The organism is Saccharothrix sp. NBAS 001 (assembly GCF_056640475.1).
Genome location: NZ_CM153251.1, coordinates 5,007,606 through 5,027,359, shown reverse-complemented (window position 1 = coordinate 5,027,359; position 19,754 = coordinate 5,007,606). Strand labels below are relative to the sequence as shown.

The 19,754-nt window shown below is 72.3% G+C and carries 6 protein-coding genes; 4 read left to right on the top strand and 2 right to left on the bottom strand.

All coding sequences use genetic code 11. The features are described from left to right. Positions 1-2: 2 nt before the first annotated feature. Entirely contained in the window at positions 3-2,792 is a 2,790-nt protein-coding gene (locus AC0HI0_RS20685; RefSeq protein WP_480934019.1) for a helix-turn-helix transcriptional regulator, read from the bottom strand. Between the two features lie 54 nt (positions 2,793-2,846). Next, complete coding sequence (locus tag AC0HI0_RS20680; protein ID WP_480934018.1) at positions 2,847-3,329, bottom strand: MarR family winged helix-turn-helix transcriptional regulator; 483 nt, start codon at positions 3,327-3,329, stop codon at positions 2,847-2,849. A gap of 77 nt (positions 3,330-3,406) precedes the next feature. Here AC0HI0_RS20680 and AC0HI0_RS20675 point away from each other — a divergent pair, with 77 nt between their 5' ends. From AC0HI0_RS20675 to AC0HI0_RS20660, 4 genes are all read left to right on the top strand, one after another. Next, positions 3,407-5,431 carry an MMPL family transporter gene (locus tag AC0HI0_RS20675; protein ID WP_480934017.1) on the top strand — a complete coding sequence of 675 codons (2,025 nt, stop codon included), beginning with the start codon at positions 3,407-3,409 and terminating at the stop codon, positions 5,429-5,431. 346 nt (positions 5,432-5,777) lie between these two features. Continuing rightward, positions 5,778-6,458: a LysM peptidoglycan-binding domain-containing protein gene (locus AC0HI0_RS20670; RefSeq protein ID WP_480934016.1), complete on the top strand. Its 681-nt coding sequence runs from the start codon at positions 5,778-5,780 to the stop codon at positions 6,456-6,458. Positions 6,459-6,726: 268 nt separating this feature from the next. Further along, positions 6,727-19,083, top strand: coding sequence for a DUF7927 domain-containing protein (locus tag AC0HI0_RS20665; protein WP_480934015.1), 12,357 nt, complete (start codon positions 6,727-6,729; stop codon positions 19,081-19,083). Then, positions 19,080-19,571 carry a hypothetical protein gene (locus tag AC0HI0_RS20660; RefSeq protein ID WP_480934014.1) on the top strand — a complete coding sequence of 164 codons (492 nt, stop codon included), beginning with the start codon at positions 19,080-19,082 and terminating at the stop codon, positions 19,569-19,571. Before AC0HI0_RS20665 ends, AC0HI0_RS20660 begins: the two co-directional genes overlap by 4 nt. Positions 19,572-19,754: the final 183 nt, after the last annotated feature.

The following is a 19,754-nucleotide window of genomic DNA, read 5'->3' as shown; positions in this document are numbered from 1 at the left end:
CGTCAGTCGGTCCGGTGCCGTGCGAGCGCGTCCCGCAGCGCGGCGCGGGAGGTGACGCCGAGCTTCGGGAACAGTTGGTAGAGGTGCTTTCCGACGGTCCGGGGCGAGAGGAACAGGCGGTCGCCGATCTGCTTGTTGGTGAGCCCGGCCGCCGCGAGCAACGCGATCTCGCGCTGCTGCGGGGTGAGCGCCTCGATTGCCCCGCCCGACTCGGCGTGCGTCGCCGGCAGCCCGGTGGCGCGCAGTTCGGCCCGCGCGCGCCGCACCCAGGGCTCCGCGCCGAGGCGCTGGAAGATGTCGTGCGCGGTGTCGAGGTGCCCTCGGGCCCGGCCCGCGCTCTTGGCCCGCCGCAACCGTTCCCCGTAGGCGAGGTGGACCCGCGCCACCTCGAACGGCCACCGGTGGGCACCGGACCCGGCCAGCGCCTCCTCGAACAGCGCGCGGTCGGCCGGCTCGTCGGCGACCAGGGCGGCCGCCGCCGTGGTGACCAGGGCCAGCCGCGCGGAGATCCCGGCGACGCCGGCCGCCCGCAGCGCGGCGACGTGCGCGGCGGCCTCGTCCCGGCGGCCCGCCCGGACGGCGGCCTCCACCAGGTCGAGCACGACCCACAGCGCGTGGGCGGCGTGCGGTGGCAGCTCGCCCGCCGGGCTGATCGCCGTCACGTGCCGGTACGCGGTCTCGTAGTCCGCCCGGCCGAGCGCCACCAGCGCTTTGACGTGCGCGGCGTAGTTGAGCACGAACCCGACCCGGCGCGGCCCCGCCCACCGGATCATCTCGTCCGCCAAGGCGTGCGCGGTGGCCTCGTCACCGCGCGCGGCCGCGATCAGCGCGTGCTGGAACCGCAGCACGCGGGCCAGCAACCGGTAGTCGTGCGCCGCGCACAGGGCCAGCGCCTCCTCCGCCAGCCGGGTGACCTCGTCCCAGGAGCCGGACAGCAGGCCGTCGCAGCCCAGCAGCAGCAGCGCCTCGATCGCCGACGTGACCGCACCCCCGTCGCGGCCGTGCTCGACCGTCCGCCACAACGCGGTCCGGCAGTCCGGCAACCGGTCGACGTAGAGCGCGGCCACGCCGACGCGGATCGCGTGCGCGGGATCGGACTGCCCGGTCAGCCCCGCGACCGCGGCGTCCAGCCGGTCGAGCGCCGGCAACGCCCGCAGCGCCGGTTCCACCCAGGTGCTGCCCAGCAGGTCGATGATCTCCGGCGGGCTCGGCCGCAGCCGGGCCAGCGCGGTCCGGAACGACCCGACGACCTCCGCGCGCGAGCTGAACGCGGCGGCGGCCTGGAAGACCCACAGCGCCTCGCCGAGGACCTCGTCGGCCGCGTCGCCGGGATCGGGGGACATCCCGATCGCCGTCGACACCAGCCGGGACGCGGTGTCGACCGCACCGTCGACGTTGAGCAGGTACGCGCCGGCGGCGACCGCCTGGGCGAGCGAGGGTTCCCCGCCCGCCAAGGCGTCGAGCAGGTGCGGCGCGTCGCGCAGGTCGCCGGTGACGTCGACGCCGAGGTAGGCGGCCAGCACCGAGCGCCGTTTCCGGTCGGCGTCCCGGGGGCTCGAATCGGCGGCGCGCAGCAACAGGGCGACCGCACCGACGGGGTCGCCGCGCCGGCGCACCTTCGCGGCGGCGCGCTCCAGCAGGGCCGCCACCTCCTCGTCCGGGCCCTCGGCGGCTTCCGCGAGGTGCCAGGCGTGCCGCTCGGAGTCGGTCCCGAACCGCCCGGCCAGGGCGCGGTGGGCGGTGCGGCGCTGGTCGGCGGTCGTCAGCTCGACCACCGCCGCGCGGGTCAGCGGGTGCCGGAACACCACCCGCCCGGCGCCGGCGTCGACGTGGATCAGCCGGGCCCGCTCGGCGGCGTCGAGCGCCGGGGCTCCCCAGAGCGCGGTCGCCGCGTCCCGCACGACGCGCAGGTCGCCGGAACCCTCCAGCGCGGCCAGCAGGAGCTGGCCCCGGGTGGCCTCGGGCAGGGCGCCGATCCGCGACGCGAACAGCGACTGGAGGCGGCGGCTGAGCGGTCGGGCCGGCGGTGCCGGCTGTCCGGGCCGGTGCGCGCCGAGGGCGATCGGCATCTCCAGCAGCGCGAGCGGGTTGCCCTGCGCGTCGGCGAGCAGGTGCTGCCGCACCCGTGGCGACAACGCCGGGAAGCGGTCGTCCACCAGCGCGGCGGCGGCGTCGTGGGTCAGCGGCGGCACGACGAGTTCCGGCAGGCCGCCCCGGTCGAAGAAGCTCGTCTCGTCCGAGCGGAACGCGGCCAGCAGCCCCACCCGGCTGCCGGCGAGCCGGCGCGCGACGAACCCCAGGACCACCGCGCTCGCGCGGTCCAGCCACGGCAGGTCGTCGACGACCACCACCAGCGGGCGTTCCGCCGCCGCTGCGGCGAGCAGCGCGAGGACCGCGTGCGACACGGTCAGCCGGTCGGCCGGGACCCCGTCGCGCACACCGGTCGCGACCTCCAGCGCCCGGCGGTGTCCCGCGCCCAGCCGGCGGAGCCCGGTACCGAGCGGGTGCACCACCTGGTGCAGCCCGGCGAAGCTCATGTCCGCCTCGAACTCGACGCCGGCGGCCCGCACCACCCGCGCGCCCGCCGCGATCGCCCGCGCCGCCACGGTGTCGAGCAGCACGGACTTGCCGACCCCGGCGTCCCCGGTCAGCAGCAGGCCCGCGCCGTCGGCCCGCGCGGCGGCGAGGAACGCGTCGAGCCGGCCGAGTTCGACCTCGCGACCGAACAGCTCGCCCGCGGCCGCCCACCGCGGCGGCGCGCCACCGTCCGGGGGATCTTCACCGCGCGCCACGGTGGGCGACTCTACCTGCGCCGACCAGGGCGACCGCCGGTCCGCCGGTGGTGATCACCGCCGCCGGGTGTCGGGCGGCCGGTGTCCGGCGAACTCGCCGCGCACCGCCACCGTGGCCTCGATGCTGGCGGCCAGGAACCGGGCGATCGTGGCCCGCTCGGCGGCGTCGAACCCCTGCCACGCGGTGCGGAACGCGCTGTCGAGCGGCGTGAAGAACTCCCGGCCGGCGGCCAGCGCCCGGTCCGGCACGCTCAGCTCGACCTTGCGGCGGTCGCGGGTGCTGCGGGAGCGCTCGACGTGCCCGGAGGCCTCCAGCCGGTCGAGCACGGACGTGGTCGCCGACGCGCTCAGGTGCATCGCCTCGGCCAGCCGGCCCGGCGACAGCGGTTCGCCGCGCCACCGCGCGTCCATGATCAGCGCCAGCGCGTTGAGGTCCGTGCGGTGCATCCCCTGCGCCTCGCCGAGCATCCCGACGAAGTGGTCGGACTCCACGATGAGCTGCCGCAGCAGCCGGACCAGCGCCGCGTTGTCGACCATCCGCCCTCCGGTTAGTATTTCGACGATCGAACTATCAGATCATCGAAGAACCATAGTCCTCCGGAGGTCATTCTCCCGTGCGCGCCCGCTGGATCCTGCCCGCCCTGATCACCATCGCCTGGCTGGCCCTGGGCGGCTTCTCCGGGCCCTACACCGGCAAGTTGAGCCAGGTCGCGGTGAACGACAGCACCGCGTTCCTGCCCTCCTCGGCCGAGGCCACCAAGGTCGCCGAACAGCTCAAGGCGTTCGGCGACCAGCGCAGCCTGCCCGCCATCGTGGTCGCCGAACGGCGATCCGGCATCACGGGGGAGGACCGCGCGTTCCTGTCCGGGATCGCCTACCCCGGCAAGGCGTCCCCGGTGCTGCCCTCGGAGAAGGACGACCAGGCCGTCCAGGTGATCGTCGCGGTGGACGCCGGAGACCCCGCCGGCGCGGTCAAGGACCTGCGCGGCCGGCTCGCCGACCCGCCCGCCGGGCTCACCGTGCTGGTCGCCGGGCCCGCCGCGCAGGTGGCCGACCTCAAGGCCGCGTTCGGCGGCATCGACGGCCTGCTCCTGCTGGTCGCGGGCGCCGTGGTCGCGCTGATCCTGGTGCTGGTCTACCGCAGCCCGCTGCTGCCGCTGGTCGTGCTGATGTCCGGCGCGTTCGCGCTCGGCACCGCGAGCCTGGCCGTCTACCTGCTCGCCGACGCCGGCGCGATCGACCTCAACGGCCAGAGCCAGGGCATCCTGTCGATCCTGGTGTTCGGCGCGGCCACGGATTACGCGCTGCTGCTCGTGTCGAGGTTCCGCGAGGAACTGCGCGACACGGCGGACCGCTACCAGGCGATGCGCACGGCGTGGCGGGCGACCGTCGAACCCATCGCGGCGTCCGCCGGGACCGTCGTGCTCGGCGTGCTGTGCCTGCTGTTCAGCGACCTGAACTCGAACAAGGGCCTCGGCCCGGTCGCCGCGATCGGCATCGGGGCGGCGCTGCTCACCTCGATCACGTTCCTGCCCGCCGTGCTGGTGCTGCTCGGCCGCACGGCGTTCTGGCCGCGCCGCCCGAACCTCGGCACGCCCCACCCGGAGGCGAGCGGCCTGTGGGGCCGGGTGGCCCGGCTGATCTCCGCCCGCCCCCGGCTGACCTGGGTGGCCACCACGCTCGTGCTGCTGATCGGCGTCGCGTTCGTCCCGCAGCTCAAGGCGTCCGGCACCGCCGCGTCCGACGTGTTCCTCAACGACGTCGACTCGGTCGCCGGCCAGGAGTTGCTGTCCCGGCACTTCCCCGGCGGCAGCGGCGCGCCCACCGTCGTGCTGGCGCGCGCGGAGCAAGCCGACGCCGTGCTCCGGGCGACCGACGTCGACGGCGTGTCCACCGCGCAGCGCCGGGGCGAGGCCGCCGGGCTGGTCCGGGTCGACGTCGTGCTGGACGACCCGGCCGACTCCGAGGCCGCGATCGCCACCGTCGAGCGGCTGCGCGAGGCCGTGCGGGCGGTGCCCGACGCGCAAGCCCAGGTCGGCGGTCCGACCGCGACCCAGCTCGACACCCAGCGCACGTCCGAGCGCGACCGGCTGGTCATCATCCCGATCGTGCTGGTGGTGATCTTCCTGGTGCTGGCGCTGCTGCTGCGGTCGCTGCTGGCCCCGCTGCTGCTGATCGCCACGGTCGTGCTGTCCTTCGGCGCGACGATGGGCGTGTCCGCGCTGGTGTTCAACGGGATCTTCGACTTCCCGGGCGCGGACCCCGTGGTGCCGCTGTTCGGGTTCGTGTTCCTGGTGGCGCTGGGGATCGACTACAACATCTTCCTGATGACCCGGGTGCGCGAGGAGACCGCCGTGCTCGGGGCCCGCGAGGGCGTGCTGCGCGGGTTGACCATCACCGGCGGCGTGATCACGTCGGCGGGCGTGGTGCTCGCGGCGACGTTCTCCGCGCTGGCCGTGCTGCCCATCCTGTTCCTGGCCCAGATCGCGTTCATCGTGGCGTTCGGCGTGCTGCTGGACACGCTGATCGTGCGGTCGCTGCTGGTCCCCGCCCTGGCCGTGGACATCGGCCGGAAGATCTGGTGGCCCTCCCGGCTGTCCCGCGAACGTCCGGCCACGCCAGACCGGACCCCGGCTTGAAAGGCTGTTAAGGAGAACTTCGCAAGGGGCGCGGACGCCACCACCTCCGGGTGATTTCGCGACAACCCCAAGGGCCCCAACGAAAATCACCGTTTCGGGTGGTCTTCCCCTGCTACGCGCGTGCGGGCCGGTCCGCTCGCCGCGCCGTTCCGCCCGCTGGTTCTTATGGTCCGCTCGTGACCGGTCCGAGACCGGGCCACGGGTACCAACGGGAGGTCGGGCACCACCTCTGTCCGCCGGCCCTCCGGATCAGCGCCACCGCACTGGAAGGACGCGGCCGTCGGACAGGGGGTGCCGGACCGCGCACGCGGGACGGCGCGGTGCGGCGGCGGCGATCCGAAACACCATGGGTCATCACGGAGGCATCACCGACCACGTCAGGAACCACCTCGGCCGCGCGGCGATCCTGACCGCCGCGACCGCGTGCCTGCTCGGCCCCGCAGCGGGGTCGGCGGGCGCGCAACCGGGGCTGGACTGGGACTCCGTCGCCGCCTGCGAGTCCGGCGGCAACTGGTCCACCAGCACCGGCAACGGCTACTACGGCGGGCTCCAGTTCAGCCCGGGGACCTGGCAGGCCAACGGCGGCAGCGGAATGCCGCACGAAGCCACTCGTGAAGAGCAGATCCGCGTCGCGGAGAACGTGCTGAGCAGCCAGGGCGCCGGCGCCTGGCCGCACTGCGCGCGCGGCGGCGGACCCGTCCGGACCACTCCGGCCCGCTCCGGCGGAACCCGTGCCCAGAACCGCACGGTCCAGGAGGTGCCCGAGGCGCCGGCGGAACCCGCCGCGCCCGTGCTGCCCGCCTCGACCGACAACCCGGCGGGCGACTACACCGTCAAGGACGGCGACACGCTCGAATCGATCGCCGCGGCCCACCGGGTGGACGGCGGCTGGCAGGCGCTGGTCGCCCTCAACCCGGACCACCTGACCAACCCCGACCTGATCGTGCCCGGTCACCGGATCGTCACCGGCAGGGAACTCCCGGACCAGGACCCGGAGCCGCTCCAGCGCACCCTGCGCGTCCGCTAGTCGATCGGCTGCCGTGTGGCCGTCGGGTGCGCCCGGCGGCCACACGGCCGACTACGTCCTGGGGCAACGGCGAGGGCCGCGCCGATCACGACCTGGTCGACGGGTTCCGCCTCCAGCTCCGTCCACAAGGGACAGCCGGATCCGGCTACCCCGGAATCACTCCTCCACGCCACTCGATCGGGTGGACCTGGGGGCTCGTACCGATTGGATTGTCGGTGGCACGGCCTAGCGTGATCTTCGACCGCGAATCCGTCCTCAAAGGAGCCTCATGTCCACGAGCCCGGCGCGCCGCCTCGGCTCGGCGCTACTGGCCTTCCTGATCGGCCTGTCGAGCGTCGCCCTGGTGACGCCGACGGCCCAGGCTTACCAGACGCACCCGGCGTCGCCGTGGACCACCAGCTCCGCCCTGCCCGCGTTCAACGCGACCGCCTCCTCGACGCTGCCCTCCGGTCTCGTGGTCACCGGCTCGGTCACCGGGCCCAAGCTCCAGATCCGCGAGGTGAACTTCACGCCCGCCGGGCGCGGCGCGGGGCCGGGCAACTTCACCCCGCAGATCCCGGCGAACACCGGCCTGCTCGACGTCCAGACGGTCACCGACGACTGCCCGCAGGACGGCACGGACTGCTTCGCCCGCGGCACGCTCACGTTGTCGTTCAGCCGCCCCCTGCGCGACCCGGTGCTGCACATCGTCGGCATCGGCGCGACCCTGGGCGACTACTCGTCGTCGGCGGCGCTGACGGTGACCTCCGGCGCGACCCTGACCGGCCCGCTGGCCGGGGCCACGAACCTCAACGTGGTGGGCGGCTCCCGCATCGAGACGGCCAACCGCAGCGCCAACACCGTGTGCAACACGCCGGGCGCGCGCCTGGCCACCGCCGGCTGCGGCAGCGTGCGCATCGACGGCACGATCACCTCGGTCTCGTTCGCGGTCTACAGCTACGTCTACGGCTACCAGCACACGACGGACGCGTTCTCGGTCGGCATCTCGGCGGACGAGGACTTCGGCGACGCCCCGGCGAGCTACGACGGCGGCAGCGCGGCCAGCCACCTGGTCGGCGGCCCGGTGCTCGGTTCGGACGTCTCGGTGGAGAACACCACCGTCCAGAACACCGGGTTCGTCACGCCGAGCCCCAAGGCGGTCGCGGCCGGCGCGGACAACAACCTGCCCAACGGCGACACCTTCGACGACGGCGTGGCCGCGTTCCCGAAACTGCTCAACGGAGCCGGCGGGCAGAGCTACACCGTCCCGGTGACCTTGAGCCGCACCACGTCGCCGGGCCGCGTCTGCGGGTGGATCGACTTCAACCGCAACGGCGTGTTCGACACCCCGGGCGAACGGGCCTGCGCGGACTTCGGCGCGGGCGCGACGGCCGCGAACATCACCTGGACCCTGCCCGCGTCCGTCGGCTGCGGCTACACCTACGCCCGCTTCCGGGTCGGCTCGGACCTCACCCAGGTGCAGAGCCCGACCGGCCTCGCGGACAGCGGCGAGGTCGAGGACTACCGGCTGCCCGTGGAGTGCCTGACCGTCCGCAAGACCGCCGACAAGGCGACCGCGAACCCCGGCGAGAAGGTCACCTACACGGTCACCCTGGCCAACTCGGGCGTGGACCCGCTGGGCGGCGTCATCGCCGAGGACGACCTGACGGCGGTGCTGGACGACGCCAACTTCAACAACGACCAGGTCGCCTCGCCCACCGCCGGCTCCTTCACCTACACCGCGCCGAAGCTGCGCTGGACCGGCACCGTCGCGGCCGGGCAGACGATCACGCTGACCTACTCGGTGACCGTGAAGAACCCGGTCACCGGCGACTACCAGCTGCGCAACGCGGTGGCGACCAACGCGGGCAACTGCCAGACCGGCTCGGCCGACCCGAACTGCCGCACCACGGTCAACGTGCCCGGCCTGACGATCGAGAAGAAGTCGAACCGGGCGTCGGCCAACCCCGGCGACGTGGTGACGTACACGGTCACCGTCGCCAACGTCGGCAAGACCACGCTCAACGCCCAGTTCACCGACAACCTGACCCAGGTCGTGGACGACGCGACGTGGGGGAGCGCGACCGCGTCGACCGGCACCGCGACCTACACCGCGCCCAACCTGAACTGGACCGGCACGCTCGCGCCCGGCGCGACCGCGACCATCACCTACACCGTGACGGTGACCGGCGCGGGCAACCGCCAGCTGGACAACGTGGTCACCTCGACCACGCCGGGCAGCAACTGCCCGTCCGGCTCGACCGACGCGCGCTGCAAGACCTCCACCCCGGTCTCCGGGATGACGATCGACAAGAAGGCGGACAAGGCCACCGCGAGCCCCGGCGACACGGTGACCTACACGGTGACGGTCACCAACACCGGCAAGACGGTGCTGACCGGCGCGACCTTCAGCGACAACCTGACCGGCGTGCTGGACGACGCGACCTGGGGCAGCGCGTCCGCCACGCTCGGCACGGTCTCGTTCACCTCGCCGACGCTGACCTGGAACGGCAACCTCGCGGTCGGCGCGACGGCGACGATCACCTACACGGTGACCGTGAAGAAGCCGGTGACGGGCGACTTCCAGCTCAACAACGTGGTCACCTCGACCACGCCGGGCAACAACTGCCCGTCCGGGTCGGCCGACGCGCGCTGCAAGACCGCCACGCCGATCGCCGGCCTCCAGATCGCCAAGACGGTCAACCGGGCGTCCGCGAACCCGGACAACGTGGTGACCTACACGGTGACCGTCCGCAACACCGGCAAGACCGCGCTGACCGGCGCGACCTTCACCGACAACCTGACCGGCGTGCTGGACGACGCGACCTGGGGCAGCGCGTCCGCGACGGTCGGCACGGCCACGTTCACCTCGCCGAACCTGGTCTGGACGGGGAACCTGGCGGTCGGCGCGTCCGCGACGATCACCTACATGGTGACCGTGAAGAACCCGGTCACCGGCGACTTCCGGCTCAACAACGTGATCACCTCGACCACGCCGGGCAACAACTGCCCGAGCGGGTCGACCGACCCGGACTGCAAGACGTCCACCCCGGTCTCCGGCCTGGCCATCGCCAAGACGGTGGACAAGCCGTCCGCGAACCCCGGCGACGTGGTCACCTACACGGTGACGGTCCGCAACACCGGCCAGACGGCGCAGAACGGCGCGACGTTCACCGACAACCTGACCGGCGTGCTGGACGACGCGACCTGGGGCAGTGCCACCGCCTCGACCGGCACCGCCACGTTCCTGACGCCGAACCTGGTGTGGACCGGGAACCTCGCGGTCGGCGCGTCGGCGACGATCACCTACACCGTGACGGTGACCGGCAACGGCGACAAGCGGCTCGACAACACCGTCACGTCGGCCACGCCGGGCAACAACTGCCAAGCTGGCTCGACCGACCCGAAGTGCCGGACGTCCACGCCGCTGTCCGGCGTGACCATCGCCAAGGCGGTCGACAAGACCTCGGCCGACCCGGGCGGCGCGGTGACCTACACGGTGACCGTGACCAACACCGGCCAGACGTCGCTGAACGCGAACTTCAGCGACAACCTCACCGGCGTGCTGGACGACGCGACGTGGGGCAGCGCCACCGCCTCGACCGGCACGGCCACGTTCACCTCGCCGAACCTGAACTGGTCGGGCACCCTCGCCGTCGGCGCGACCGCGACGATCACCTACACGGTGACCGTGAAGAAGCCGGTGACCGGCGACTTCCAGCTCAACAACGTGGTCACCTCGACCACGCCGGGCAACAACTGCCCGTCGGGCTCGACCGACGCGCGCTGCAAGACCTCCACGCCGATCGCCGGCCTGCGGATCGTGAAGACGGACAACCGGGCCGAGGTCGTCCCCGGCGACACCGTGACGTACACGATCGTCGTCACCAACACCGGCAAGACGGCGCAGAACGGCGCGACGTTCACCGACAACCTGTCCCAGGTGATCGACGACGCGAACTACAACGCCGACGCCACCGCCACGGTCGGCACGGTCGCCTACACCGCGCCGAACCTGACCTGGACCGGCAACCTCCCGGTGGGCGCGTCGGCCACGGTCACCTACACGGTGACCGTGAAGAACCCCGACCCGGGCGACAAGAAGCTCACCAACCAGGTCGTGTCGACCACGCGGGGCAACAACTGCCCGGCCGGGTCCACCGACCCGTCGTGCAGCACGACGACGCCGGGCCGTGAGCTGACCCTCCAGAAGACCTCGGACAAGGCGACCGCGAACCCCGGCGACACCGTCACCTACACGGTGACCGTGACCAACTCCGGCCAGGTGCCGCTGCCGAACGCGTCGTTCACCGACGACCTGTCCGACGTGGTGGACGACGCGACATGGGGCAGTGCCACCGCCTCGACCGGCACGGCCACGTTCACCTCGCCGAACCTGAAGTGGACGGGCAGCCTCGCGGTCGGCGCGTCCGCGACGGTCACCTACACGGTGACGGTGAAGAACCCGATCACCGGCAACCACAGGCTGGGCAACGTGGTCAGCACCACCGAGCCGGGGAACTGCCCGCCGGGCTCGGCCGACCCGAAGTGCCGGACCACGACCCCGCTGCCGGGCCTGGAGATCACCAAGGCGGTCGACAAGCCGTCGGCCAACCCCGGCGACACGGTGACCTACACGGTGACGGTCCGGAACTCCGGCCAGACGGCGCAGAACGCGAACTTCAGCGACAACCTCACCGGCGTGCTGGACGACGCGACTTGGGGGAGCGTCACGGCGTCGACCGGCACGGCCACGTTCACCGCGCCGAACCTGAACTGGACGGGGACGCTGGCGGTCGGCGCGACGGCGACGATCACCTACCGGGTGACCGTGAAGAACCCGGTGACGGGCGACTTCCAGTTGGGCAACGCGGTCACCTCGACCACGCCGGGCAACAACTGCCCGTCCGGCTCGACCGACCCGAAGTGCAAGACGTCCACCCCGGTGTCCGGCATCGACATCGTGAAGACGGCGGACCGCACCAGCGCGAAGCCCGGCGACGTGGTGACGTACACGGTGGTCGTCCGCAACACCGGCAAGACGGTGCTGACCGGCGCGACGTTCCGCGACGACCTGGCCGACGTGGTGGACGACGCCACGTACGGCTCGGCGTCCGCCACCACCGGCACCACCACCTACGCCGAGCCCACGCTGACCTGGACCGGCAACCTGGCGGTGGGCGCGTCGGCGACGGTCACCTACACGGTGACCGTGAAGAACCCGGTGACCGGGAACTCCCGGCTGGGCAACGCGGTCACCTCGACCACGCCGGGCAGCAACTGCCCGACCGGCACGGCCGACCCGAAGTGCTCGACCAGCACGCCAATCGCGGGTCTGGACATCACCAAGACGGCCGCGCCCGCGTCGGTCAAGCCGGGCGACACCGTCACCTACACGGTCGTGGTGCGCAACACCGGCCAGACCGTCCAAACGGGAGCGACGTTCACCGACGACCTGACCAAGGTCGTGGACGACGCGACGTACGGCAACGACGCCGCCGCCACGATCGGCACGACGTCCTACGCCGCGCCGAAGCTCACCTGGACCGGCAACCTCCCGGTGGGCGCGTCGGCGACGATCACCTACACGGTGACCGTCAAGAACCCGGTGACCGGCGACCACAAGCTGGGCAACGCGGTCACGTCCACGACGCCGGGCAGCAACTGCCCGTCCGGCACGGCCGACCCGAAGTGCTCGACCAGCACGCCGGTCGCGGGCCTGGACATCACCAAGACGGCCGCGCCCGCCAACCCGAACCCGGGCGGCACCGTCACCTACACGGTGACCGTCCGCAACACCGGCCAGACCCCGCAGAACGGTGCGTCGTTCACCGACGACCTGACCGACGCGCTGGACGACGGCGCGTACAACGGGGACGGTTCGGCCACGGTCGGCGCGGTGGGCTACGCCGAACCGGTGCTGACGTGGACCGGTGACCTGCCGGTCGGCTCGCAGGCCGTGGTCACCTACTCGGTGAAGGTGGACGACCCGCCGGCCGGCGACCACCGGCTGCGCAACGCCGTCACGTCCGGCTCGCCGGGCAGCAACTGCCCGCCGGGCTCGGCCGACCCGAAGTGCTCGACGGTCACGCCGCTGCCGGGCCTGGAGATCAAGAAGACCGTCGACCGCGCGAACGCCAAGCCCGGCGACGTGGTCACCTACTCGGTCGTGGTCCGCAACACCGGCCAGACGGCGCTGACCGGCGCGACCACCGTCGACGACCTGACCGGCGTGCTGGACGACGCGACGTGGGGCAGCGCGACCGCCTCCACCGGCACCGCCGCGTTCACCTCGCCGAAGCTCACCTGGACCGGCGACCTGCCGATCGGCGGCACCGCGACCATCACCTACACGGTGACCGTCAAGAACCCGGTGACCGGCGACTACAAGCTGGTCAACGACGTCCGCTCCACGACGCCGGGCGCGGTGTGCGTCACCTGCACCACGACCACGCCGATCGCCGGCCTGACCATCCAGAAGAGGTCGACGCCCGGCACGGTCAACCCCGGCGACGTGGTGACGTACACGGTCACCGCGACCAACACCGGCCAGACCGTCCAAACGGGAGCGACGTTCACCGACGACCTGACCAAGGTCCTGGACGACGCCGACTACGGCAACGACGCCGCCGCCACGATCGGCACGACGTCCTACGCCGCGCCGAAGCTCACCTGGACCGGCGACCTGCCGATCGGGGCCACCGCCACGGTCACCTACACGGTGACGGTGAAGAACCCGAACCCCGGCGACAAGAAGCTCACCAACGCGGTGACCTCGGACTCGCCCGGCAACAACTGCCCCGCCGGCTCGACCGACCCGAGGTGCTCGACCAGCACGGCGGGCCGCGAGCTGACCATCCAGAAGACGTCGGACAAGCAGACCGCGAACCCCGGCGAGACGGTGACCTACACGCTCACCGTCACCAACACCGGCCAGGTCGCGTTCACCCCGGCGACCGCCACCGACGACCTGACCGACGTGGTGGACGACGCGACGTGGGGCGGCGCCACCGCCTCGACCGGCACGGCCACGTTCACCTCGCCGACCCTGTCCTGGTCGGGCGACCTGGCGCCGGGCGCGACCGCGACCATCACCTACTCGGTGACGGTGAAGAACCCGACGACCGGCAACCACAGCCTGGCCAACCGGGTCGGCTCGGACCTCCCGGGCAACTGCCCGCCCGGCTCGGCCGACCCGCGCTGCTCCACCACGACCGCGCTGCCGGGCCTGGACATCGCCAAGGCGGTCGACGTCACCACGGCCAAGCCGGGCGACACCGTCACCTACACCGTGACCGTGCGCAACACCGGCCAGACGCCGCTCAACGCGTCGTTCAGCGACGACCTGACCGGCGTCCTGGACGACGCGACGTGGGGCAGCGCCACCGCGTCGACCGGCACGGCCACGTTCAGCGCGCCGAACCTGACCTGGTCCGGTGCGCTGGCGGTCGGCGCGACGGCGACGGTCACCTACACGGTCACCGTCAAGAACCCGGTGACGGGCGACTTCCGGCTGGCCAACGCGGTCACGTCGAGCACGCCCGGCAACAACTGCCCGACCGGCAGGGCCGACCCGAAGTGCTCGACGTCGACCCCGCTGTCCGGTTTGGACATCACCAAGAAGGTCGACAAGGCCACGGCGAACCCCGGCGACACGGTGACCTACACGGTGACCGTGCGCAACGCCGGCCAGACGCCGCAGAACGCGTCGTTCAGCGACGACCTGACCGGTGTCCTGGACGACGCGACGTGGGGCGGCGCGACCGCGACCGCCGGCACCGCGACGTTCAGCTCGCCGAACCTCACCTGGTCCGGCACGCTCGGCGTCGGCGAGTCGGCGATGGTCACCTACACGGTGACGGTGACCGGCGCGGGCGACAAGACGCTGGGCAACGCGGTCACCTCCGACACCCCGGGCAGCAACTGCCCGGCCGGCTCGACCGACCCGAAGTGCAAGACGTCCACCGCGGTGTCCGGCGTCCGGATCGAGAAGTCGGTGGACCGGCAGCAGGCGCTGCCCGGCGACACGGTCACCTACACCGTGACGGTCACCAACGACGGCCGGACCCCGCTGACCGGGGCGACGTTCACCGACGACCTGACCGGCGTGCTGGACGACGCGGCGTGGGGCGGCGCGACCGCCTCGACCGGCACCGCCGCGTTCAGCTCGCCGAGGCTCACCTGGACCGGCGACCTGCCGGTCGGCGGCACGGCCACCGTCACCTACACGGTGAAGGTGGAGAACCCGGTCAGCGGCGGCGACTTCCGGCTGGACAACGTGGTGACGTCCACGACGCCGGGCAGCAACTGCCCGACCGGGGCGGCCGGGTGCCGGACGTCCACGCCGATCTCCGCGCTGCGGATCGTCAAGACCAGCGACGCCGACGAGGTGGTGCCCGGCGACACGGTCCGGTACACGATCTCCGTCGTCAACACCGGCAGGACGCCGATCTCCGGCGCGACCTTCACCGACGACCTGACCGCCGTCCTCGACGACGCGGACTACGGCGGCGACGCGGTCGCCACCACCGGCGCGGTCTCCTACGCCGAGCCGAGGCTGACCTGGACCGGCGACCTGGCGGTCGGCGAGTCCGCGAGCGTCACCTACACGGTGACCGTCAAGGACCCCGACCCGGGCGACAAGAAGATGGTCAACCGGGTCACCTCGGACACGCCGGGCGGCAACTGCGCGGCCGGCTCGACCGACCCGTCGTGCAGCACCGAGACCCCGGGCCGCGAGCTGACCATCCAGAAGACATCGGACAAGCAGACCGCGAACCCCGGCGACACGGTCACCTACACGGTCGTGCTCACCAACACCGGGCAGGTGCCGCTGACCGGCGCGGTCGTCACCGACGACCTGACCGACGTGGTGGACGACGCCACCTACGGGTCGGCGACGGCGACCACGGGCGCGGTGTCCTACACGGCGCCGAGGCTGACCTGGACCGGCGATCTCGCGGTCGGCGCGTCCGCGACGGTCACCTACACGGTGACGGTGGACAACCCGATCACCGGCAACCACCGGCTGGCCAACGTGGTCAGCTCGGACACCCCGGGCAACTGCCCGCCCGGCTCGGACGACGCGGCGTGCGGCACGACCACCCCGCTGCCCGGCCTGGAGATCGTGAAGCGGGCCGGCCAGGCGTCGGCCAAGCCGGGCGACACCGTCACCTACACGGTGACCGTGCGCAACACCGGTCAGACGCCGCAGAACGCGAGCTTCACCGACGACCTCACCCAGGTCGTGGACGACGCGACGTTCGGTTCGGCGTCCGCCACGGTCGGCACGGCCACCTACACCGCGCCGAAGCTGACCTGGAACGGCGCGTTGGCGGTCGGCGAGACGGCGACCATCACCTACGCGGTGACCGTGAACGACCCGGTGACCGGCGACTTCAAGCTGGGCAACGCGGTCACCTCGGACACCCCCGGCGGCAACTGCCCGGCCGGCTCGACCGACCCGAAGTGCTCGACGGTGACGCCGATCGCGGGCCTGAGCATCGAGAAGAAGTCTTCGCCCGCCTCGGTGAAGCCCGGTGACACGGTGACCTACACGGTGACCGTGACCAACACCGGCCAGACGGCGCAGGAGGACGCGACGTTCACCGACGACCTGACCCAGGTCCTGGACGACGCCGTCTACAGCAACAACGGCACCGCCACCACGGGCAGCGTCGTCTACTCCGCGCCGAAGCTGACGTGGGTGGGCGACCTCCCGGTGGGCGGCACGACCACCGTCACCTACACGGTCAAGGTCAAGGACCCGATCACCGGCGACCACCGGCTGACCAACGTGGTCAGCTCCACCTCGCCGGGCGGCAACTGCCCGCCGGGGTCGGCCGACCCGAAGTGCTCCACGACCACCGCGCTGCCGGGCTTGGAGATCACCAAGACCGCCGACAAGGCGGACGCCAAGCCGGGCGACACCGTCACCTACACGGTGACCGTGCGCAACACCGGTCAGACGCCGCAGAACGCGAGCTTCACCGACGACCTGACCAGGGTCGTGGACGACGCGACGTTCGGTTCGGCGTCCGCCACGGTCGGCACGGCCACCTACACCGCGCCGAAGCTGACCTGGAACGGCACGCTGGCGGTCGGCGAGACGGCGACCATCACCTACGCGGTGACCGTGAACGACCCGGTCACCGGCGACTTCAAGCTGACCAACGCGATCGTGTCGGACACGCCGGGCGGCAACTGCCCGCCGGGCTCGACCGACCCGAAGTGCGGTGTGGTCACCGCGATCGCGGGCCTGGCCATCGAGAAGAAGTCGTCGCCGGCCACGGTGAAGCCCGGTGACACGGTGACCTACACGGTGACCGTCAAGAACACCGGCCAGACCGTCCAAACAGGAGCGAGCTTCACCGACGACCTGACCAGGGTCCTGGACGACGCCGACTACGACAACGACGGCACCGCAACGATCGGCGTGGTCACGTTCACCTCGCCGACGCTGACCTGGACCGGCGACCTGCCGATCGGGGCCACCGCGACGGTCACCTACACGGTCAAGGTCAAGGACCCGATCCCCGGCGACCGCCGCCTGGTGAACGCGGTCACCTCCACCACGCCGGGCAACAACTGCCCGGGTGCCTCGGGCGGCCGGGCGGCGGACACGAGGTGCTCGACCGACACCGCCCTGCCGGGCATGACGATCACCAAGTCGGTGGACCGCACCGCCGCCAAGCCGGGCGACACCGTCACCTACACCGTGACCGTGGCCAACACCGGCCGCACGCCGCTCGACGCGAGCTTCACCGACGACCTCGCCCAGGTCGTGGACGACGCCACGTTCGGCTCGGCGTCCGCCGACCTCGGCACGGCCACCTACACCGCGCCGAAGCTCACCTGGAACGGCACGCTCCCGGTCGGGGCCACCGCGACGGTCACCTACGCGGTGACCGTCAAGAACCCGGTGCCCGGCGACTTCAAGCTCACCAACGTGATCACCTCGGAGACGCCGGGCAGCGAGTGCGCGGCCTGCACGACGGTGACCCCGATCGCGGGCCTGAGCATCGAGAAGACGTCGTCGCCCGACCTGGTGGGCCCCGGCGACACGCTGACCTACACGGTGACCGTGCGCAACACCGGCCAGACCGTCCAAACAGGAGCGAGCTTCACCGACGACCTGACCAGGGTCCTGGACGACGCGACCTACAACGACGACGCGACGGCCACCGCCGGCACCGCGACCTACGCGAACCCGGTGCTGACCTGGACCGGCGACCTGGCGATCGGGGCGACCGCCACGGTCACCTACTCGGCGACGGTCGACTCCCCGGTCACCGGCGACCACTCGCTGCGCAACGCGGTGCGGTCGGACACGCCGGGCAGCAACTGCCCGCCGGGCTCGACCGACCCGAAGTGCGGCACGGTCACCGAACTGCCCGGCCTGACCATGGAGAAGACCGCGAGCAGCACCACGGCCGCGCCGGGCGACACGGTGACCTACACGGTGACCGTCACCAACACCGGCCAGACCGCGCTGACCGCGAGCTTCACCGACGACCTGACCGAGGTGCTCGACGACGCGGCGTACAACGCCGACGCGACCGCCAGTGCCGGCACCGTCGGCTACACCGCGCCGAAGCTGACCTGGACCGGGCAGCTCGGGGTCGGGGCGAAGGCGACGATCACCTACACGGTGACCGTGCGCAAACCGGCGACCGGCGACCTCAAGCTGGCCAACGCGATCGTGTCGGACACGCCGGGCACGAACTGCCCGCTGCCGATGCCCGCTCGCGCGGGCGTGGTGGACCCGCGCTGCTCGGCCTCGGTCCTGGTGCCGCGCCTGGCGATCGTGAAGACGGTCGACCGGTCCGAGGCGAAGCCGGGCGAGACGGTGACCTACACCGTCGTGGTCGCCAACACCGGCCAGGTCGACCTGCCGGCCGCGAACTTCACCGACGACCTGAGCGGGGTGCTGGACGACGCGGTGTTCCTGACCTCGTCGGCGACCACCGGCACCTCGTCGTTCGCCGACCCGACGCTGACCTGGACCGGGCAGCTCGCCGTCGGCGCGGAGTCGACGGTGACCTACCGGGTGAAGCTGGCCGACCCGCCGACCGGTGACTTCGTGCTGCGCAACGTGGTCACCTCCGACACGCCGGGCCAGCTGTGCCCGGGGCCGGACTGCGGCACCACGACACCGGTGTCCGGGCTGGAGATCACCAAGGCGGCCGACCGCGAGCGGGTGAAACCGGGCGACCGCGTCACCTACACGGTGACCTTGCGCAACACCGGCAGGACGCCGCTGGTCGGGGTCGGCTTCGTCGACTCGCTGGTCGCCGTGCTGGACGACGCCACGTTCGACGGCGCGTCGGAGGGCGCGGTGTACCAGGCCCCGGTGCTGTCCTGGACGGGCGACATCGCGGTCGGCGGCACCGCCGAGGTGACCTACACGGTGACGGTGACCGGCAACGGCGACCGCAACCTCACCAACGGGGTCAGCTCGGACGCGCCGGGCACGAACTGCCAGGCGGGCGGTGACGACCCGAGGTGTTCGACCAGGACGCCGGTCGAGCCGACGCCGCCGATCGCGTCGACCGGCGTGCCACTGCTGCCCTGGCTGCTGGGTGGCCTGCTGTTGCTGCTCGCGGGCGGCGGACTGGTGTACACGACAAGGAGGGCACGGCGGTGACGGAAGGCTTGTCGATCTCCATCGACAACGCGCACGACCAGGTGCACGGCGGTGACGAGCTGGCGTACAAGATCACGGTGCGCAACACCGGTTCGTCCGATGTGGAGGGACTGCGGGTGACGCAGTCCGTCCCGCCGGGCGTGCGGGTGGTGACCGCGGACCAGGACGGCCGGACGTCGGCGACGGCGGTGCAGTGGACCGCGTCCGTCCCGGCGGGCAAGGACCTCACGCTCACCGACAAGGTGGTGTTCGACACCGCGCCGGACGGCACGGCGCGGCTGGCGAGTTCGGTGTGCGCGTACCGCAGCGGCGAGACCCGCCCGGTGGTGTGCTCGACGGACTCCGACCAGCTCGCCGCGTCCCCGCCGGCGCTGGCGAAATCGCCGATGCCGTGGTGGCCGCTGGTGGCGGCGGTGGTCGTGCTCGTGGTGGCGGCGGGGGTGTTCGTACTGCTGCGCCGACGTCGGCGGAACCGGGCGGCGGCCTGACCCGGGGGTGCCCAGTGTGGTGGTCGAGCCGCAGCGGGTTCGCTTGTGGGCGTGGGACGTCGGTCGTGGGACTTGGGGCGGACCATGGCGGACAGGGCGTCGCAGTGTCGTCGGGCGAGGCCGGTCAGTGCGGCGTTGCGCTTCTTCGCTTAGACGCGTTCGCGCTGGTAGTTGGTTCTCCTT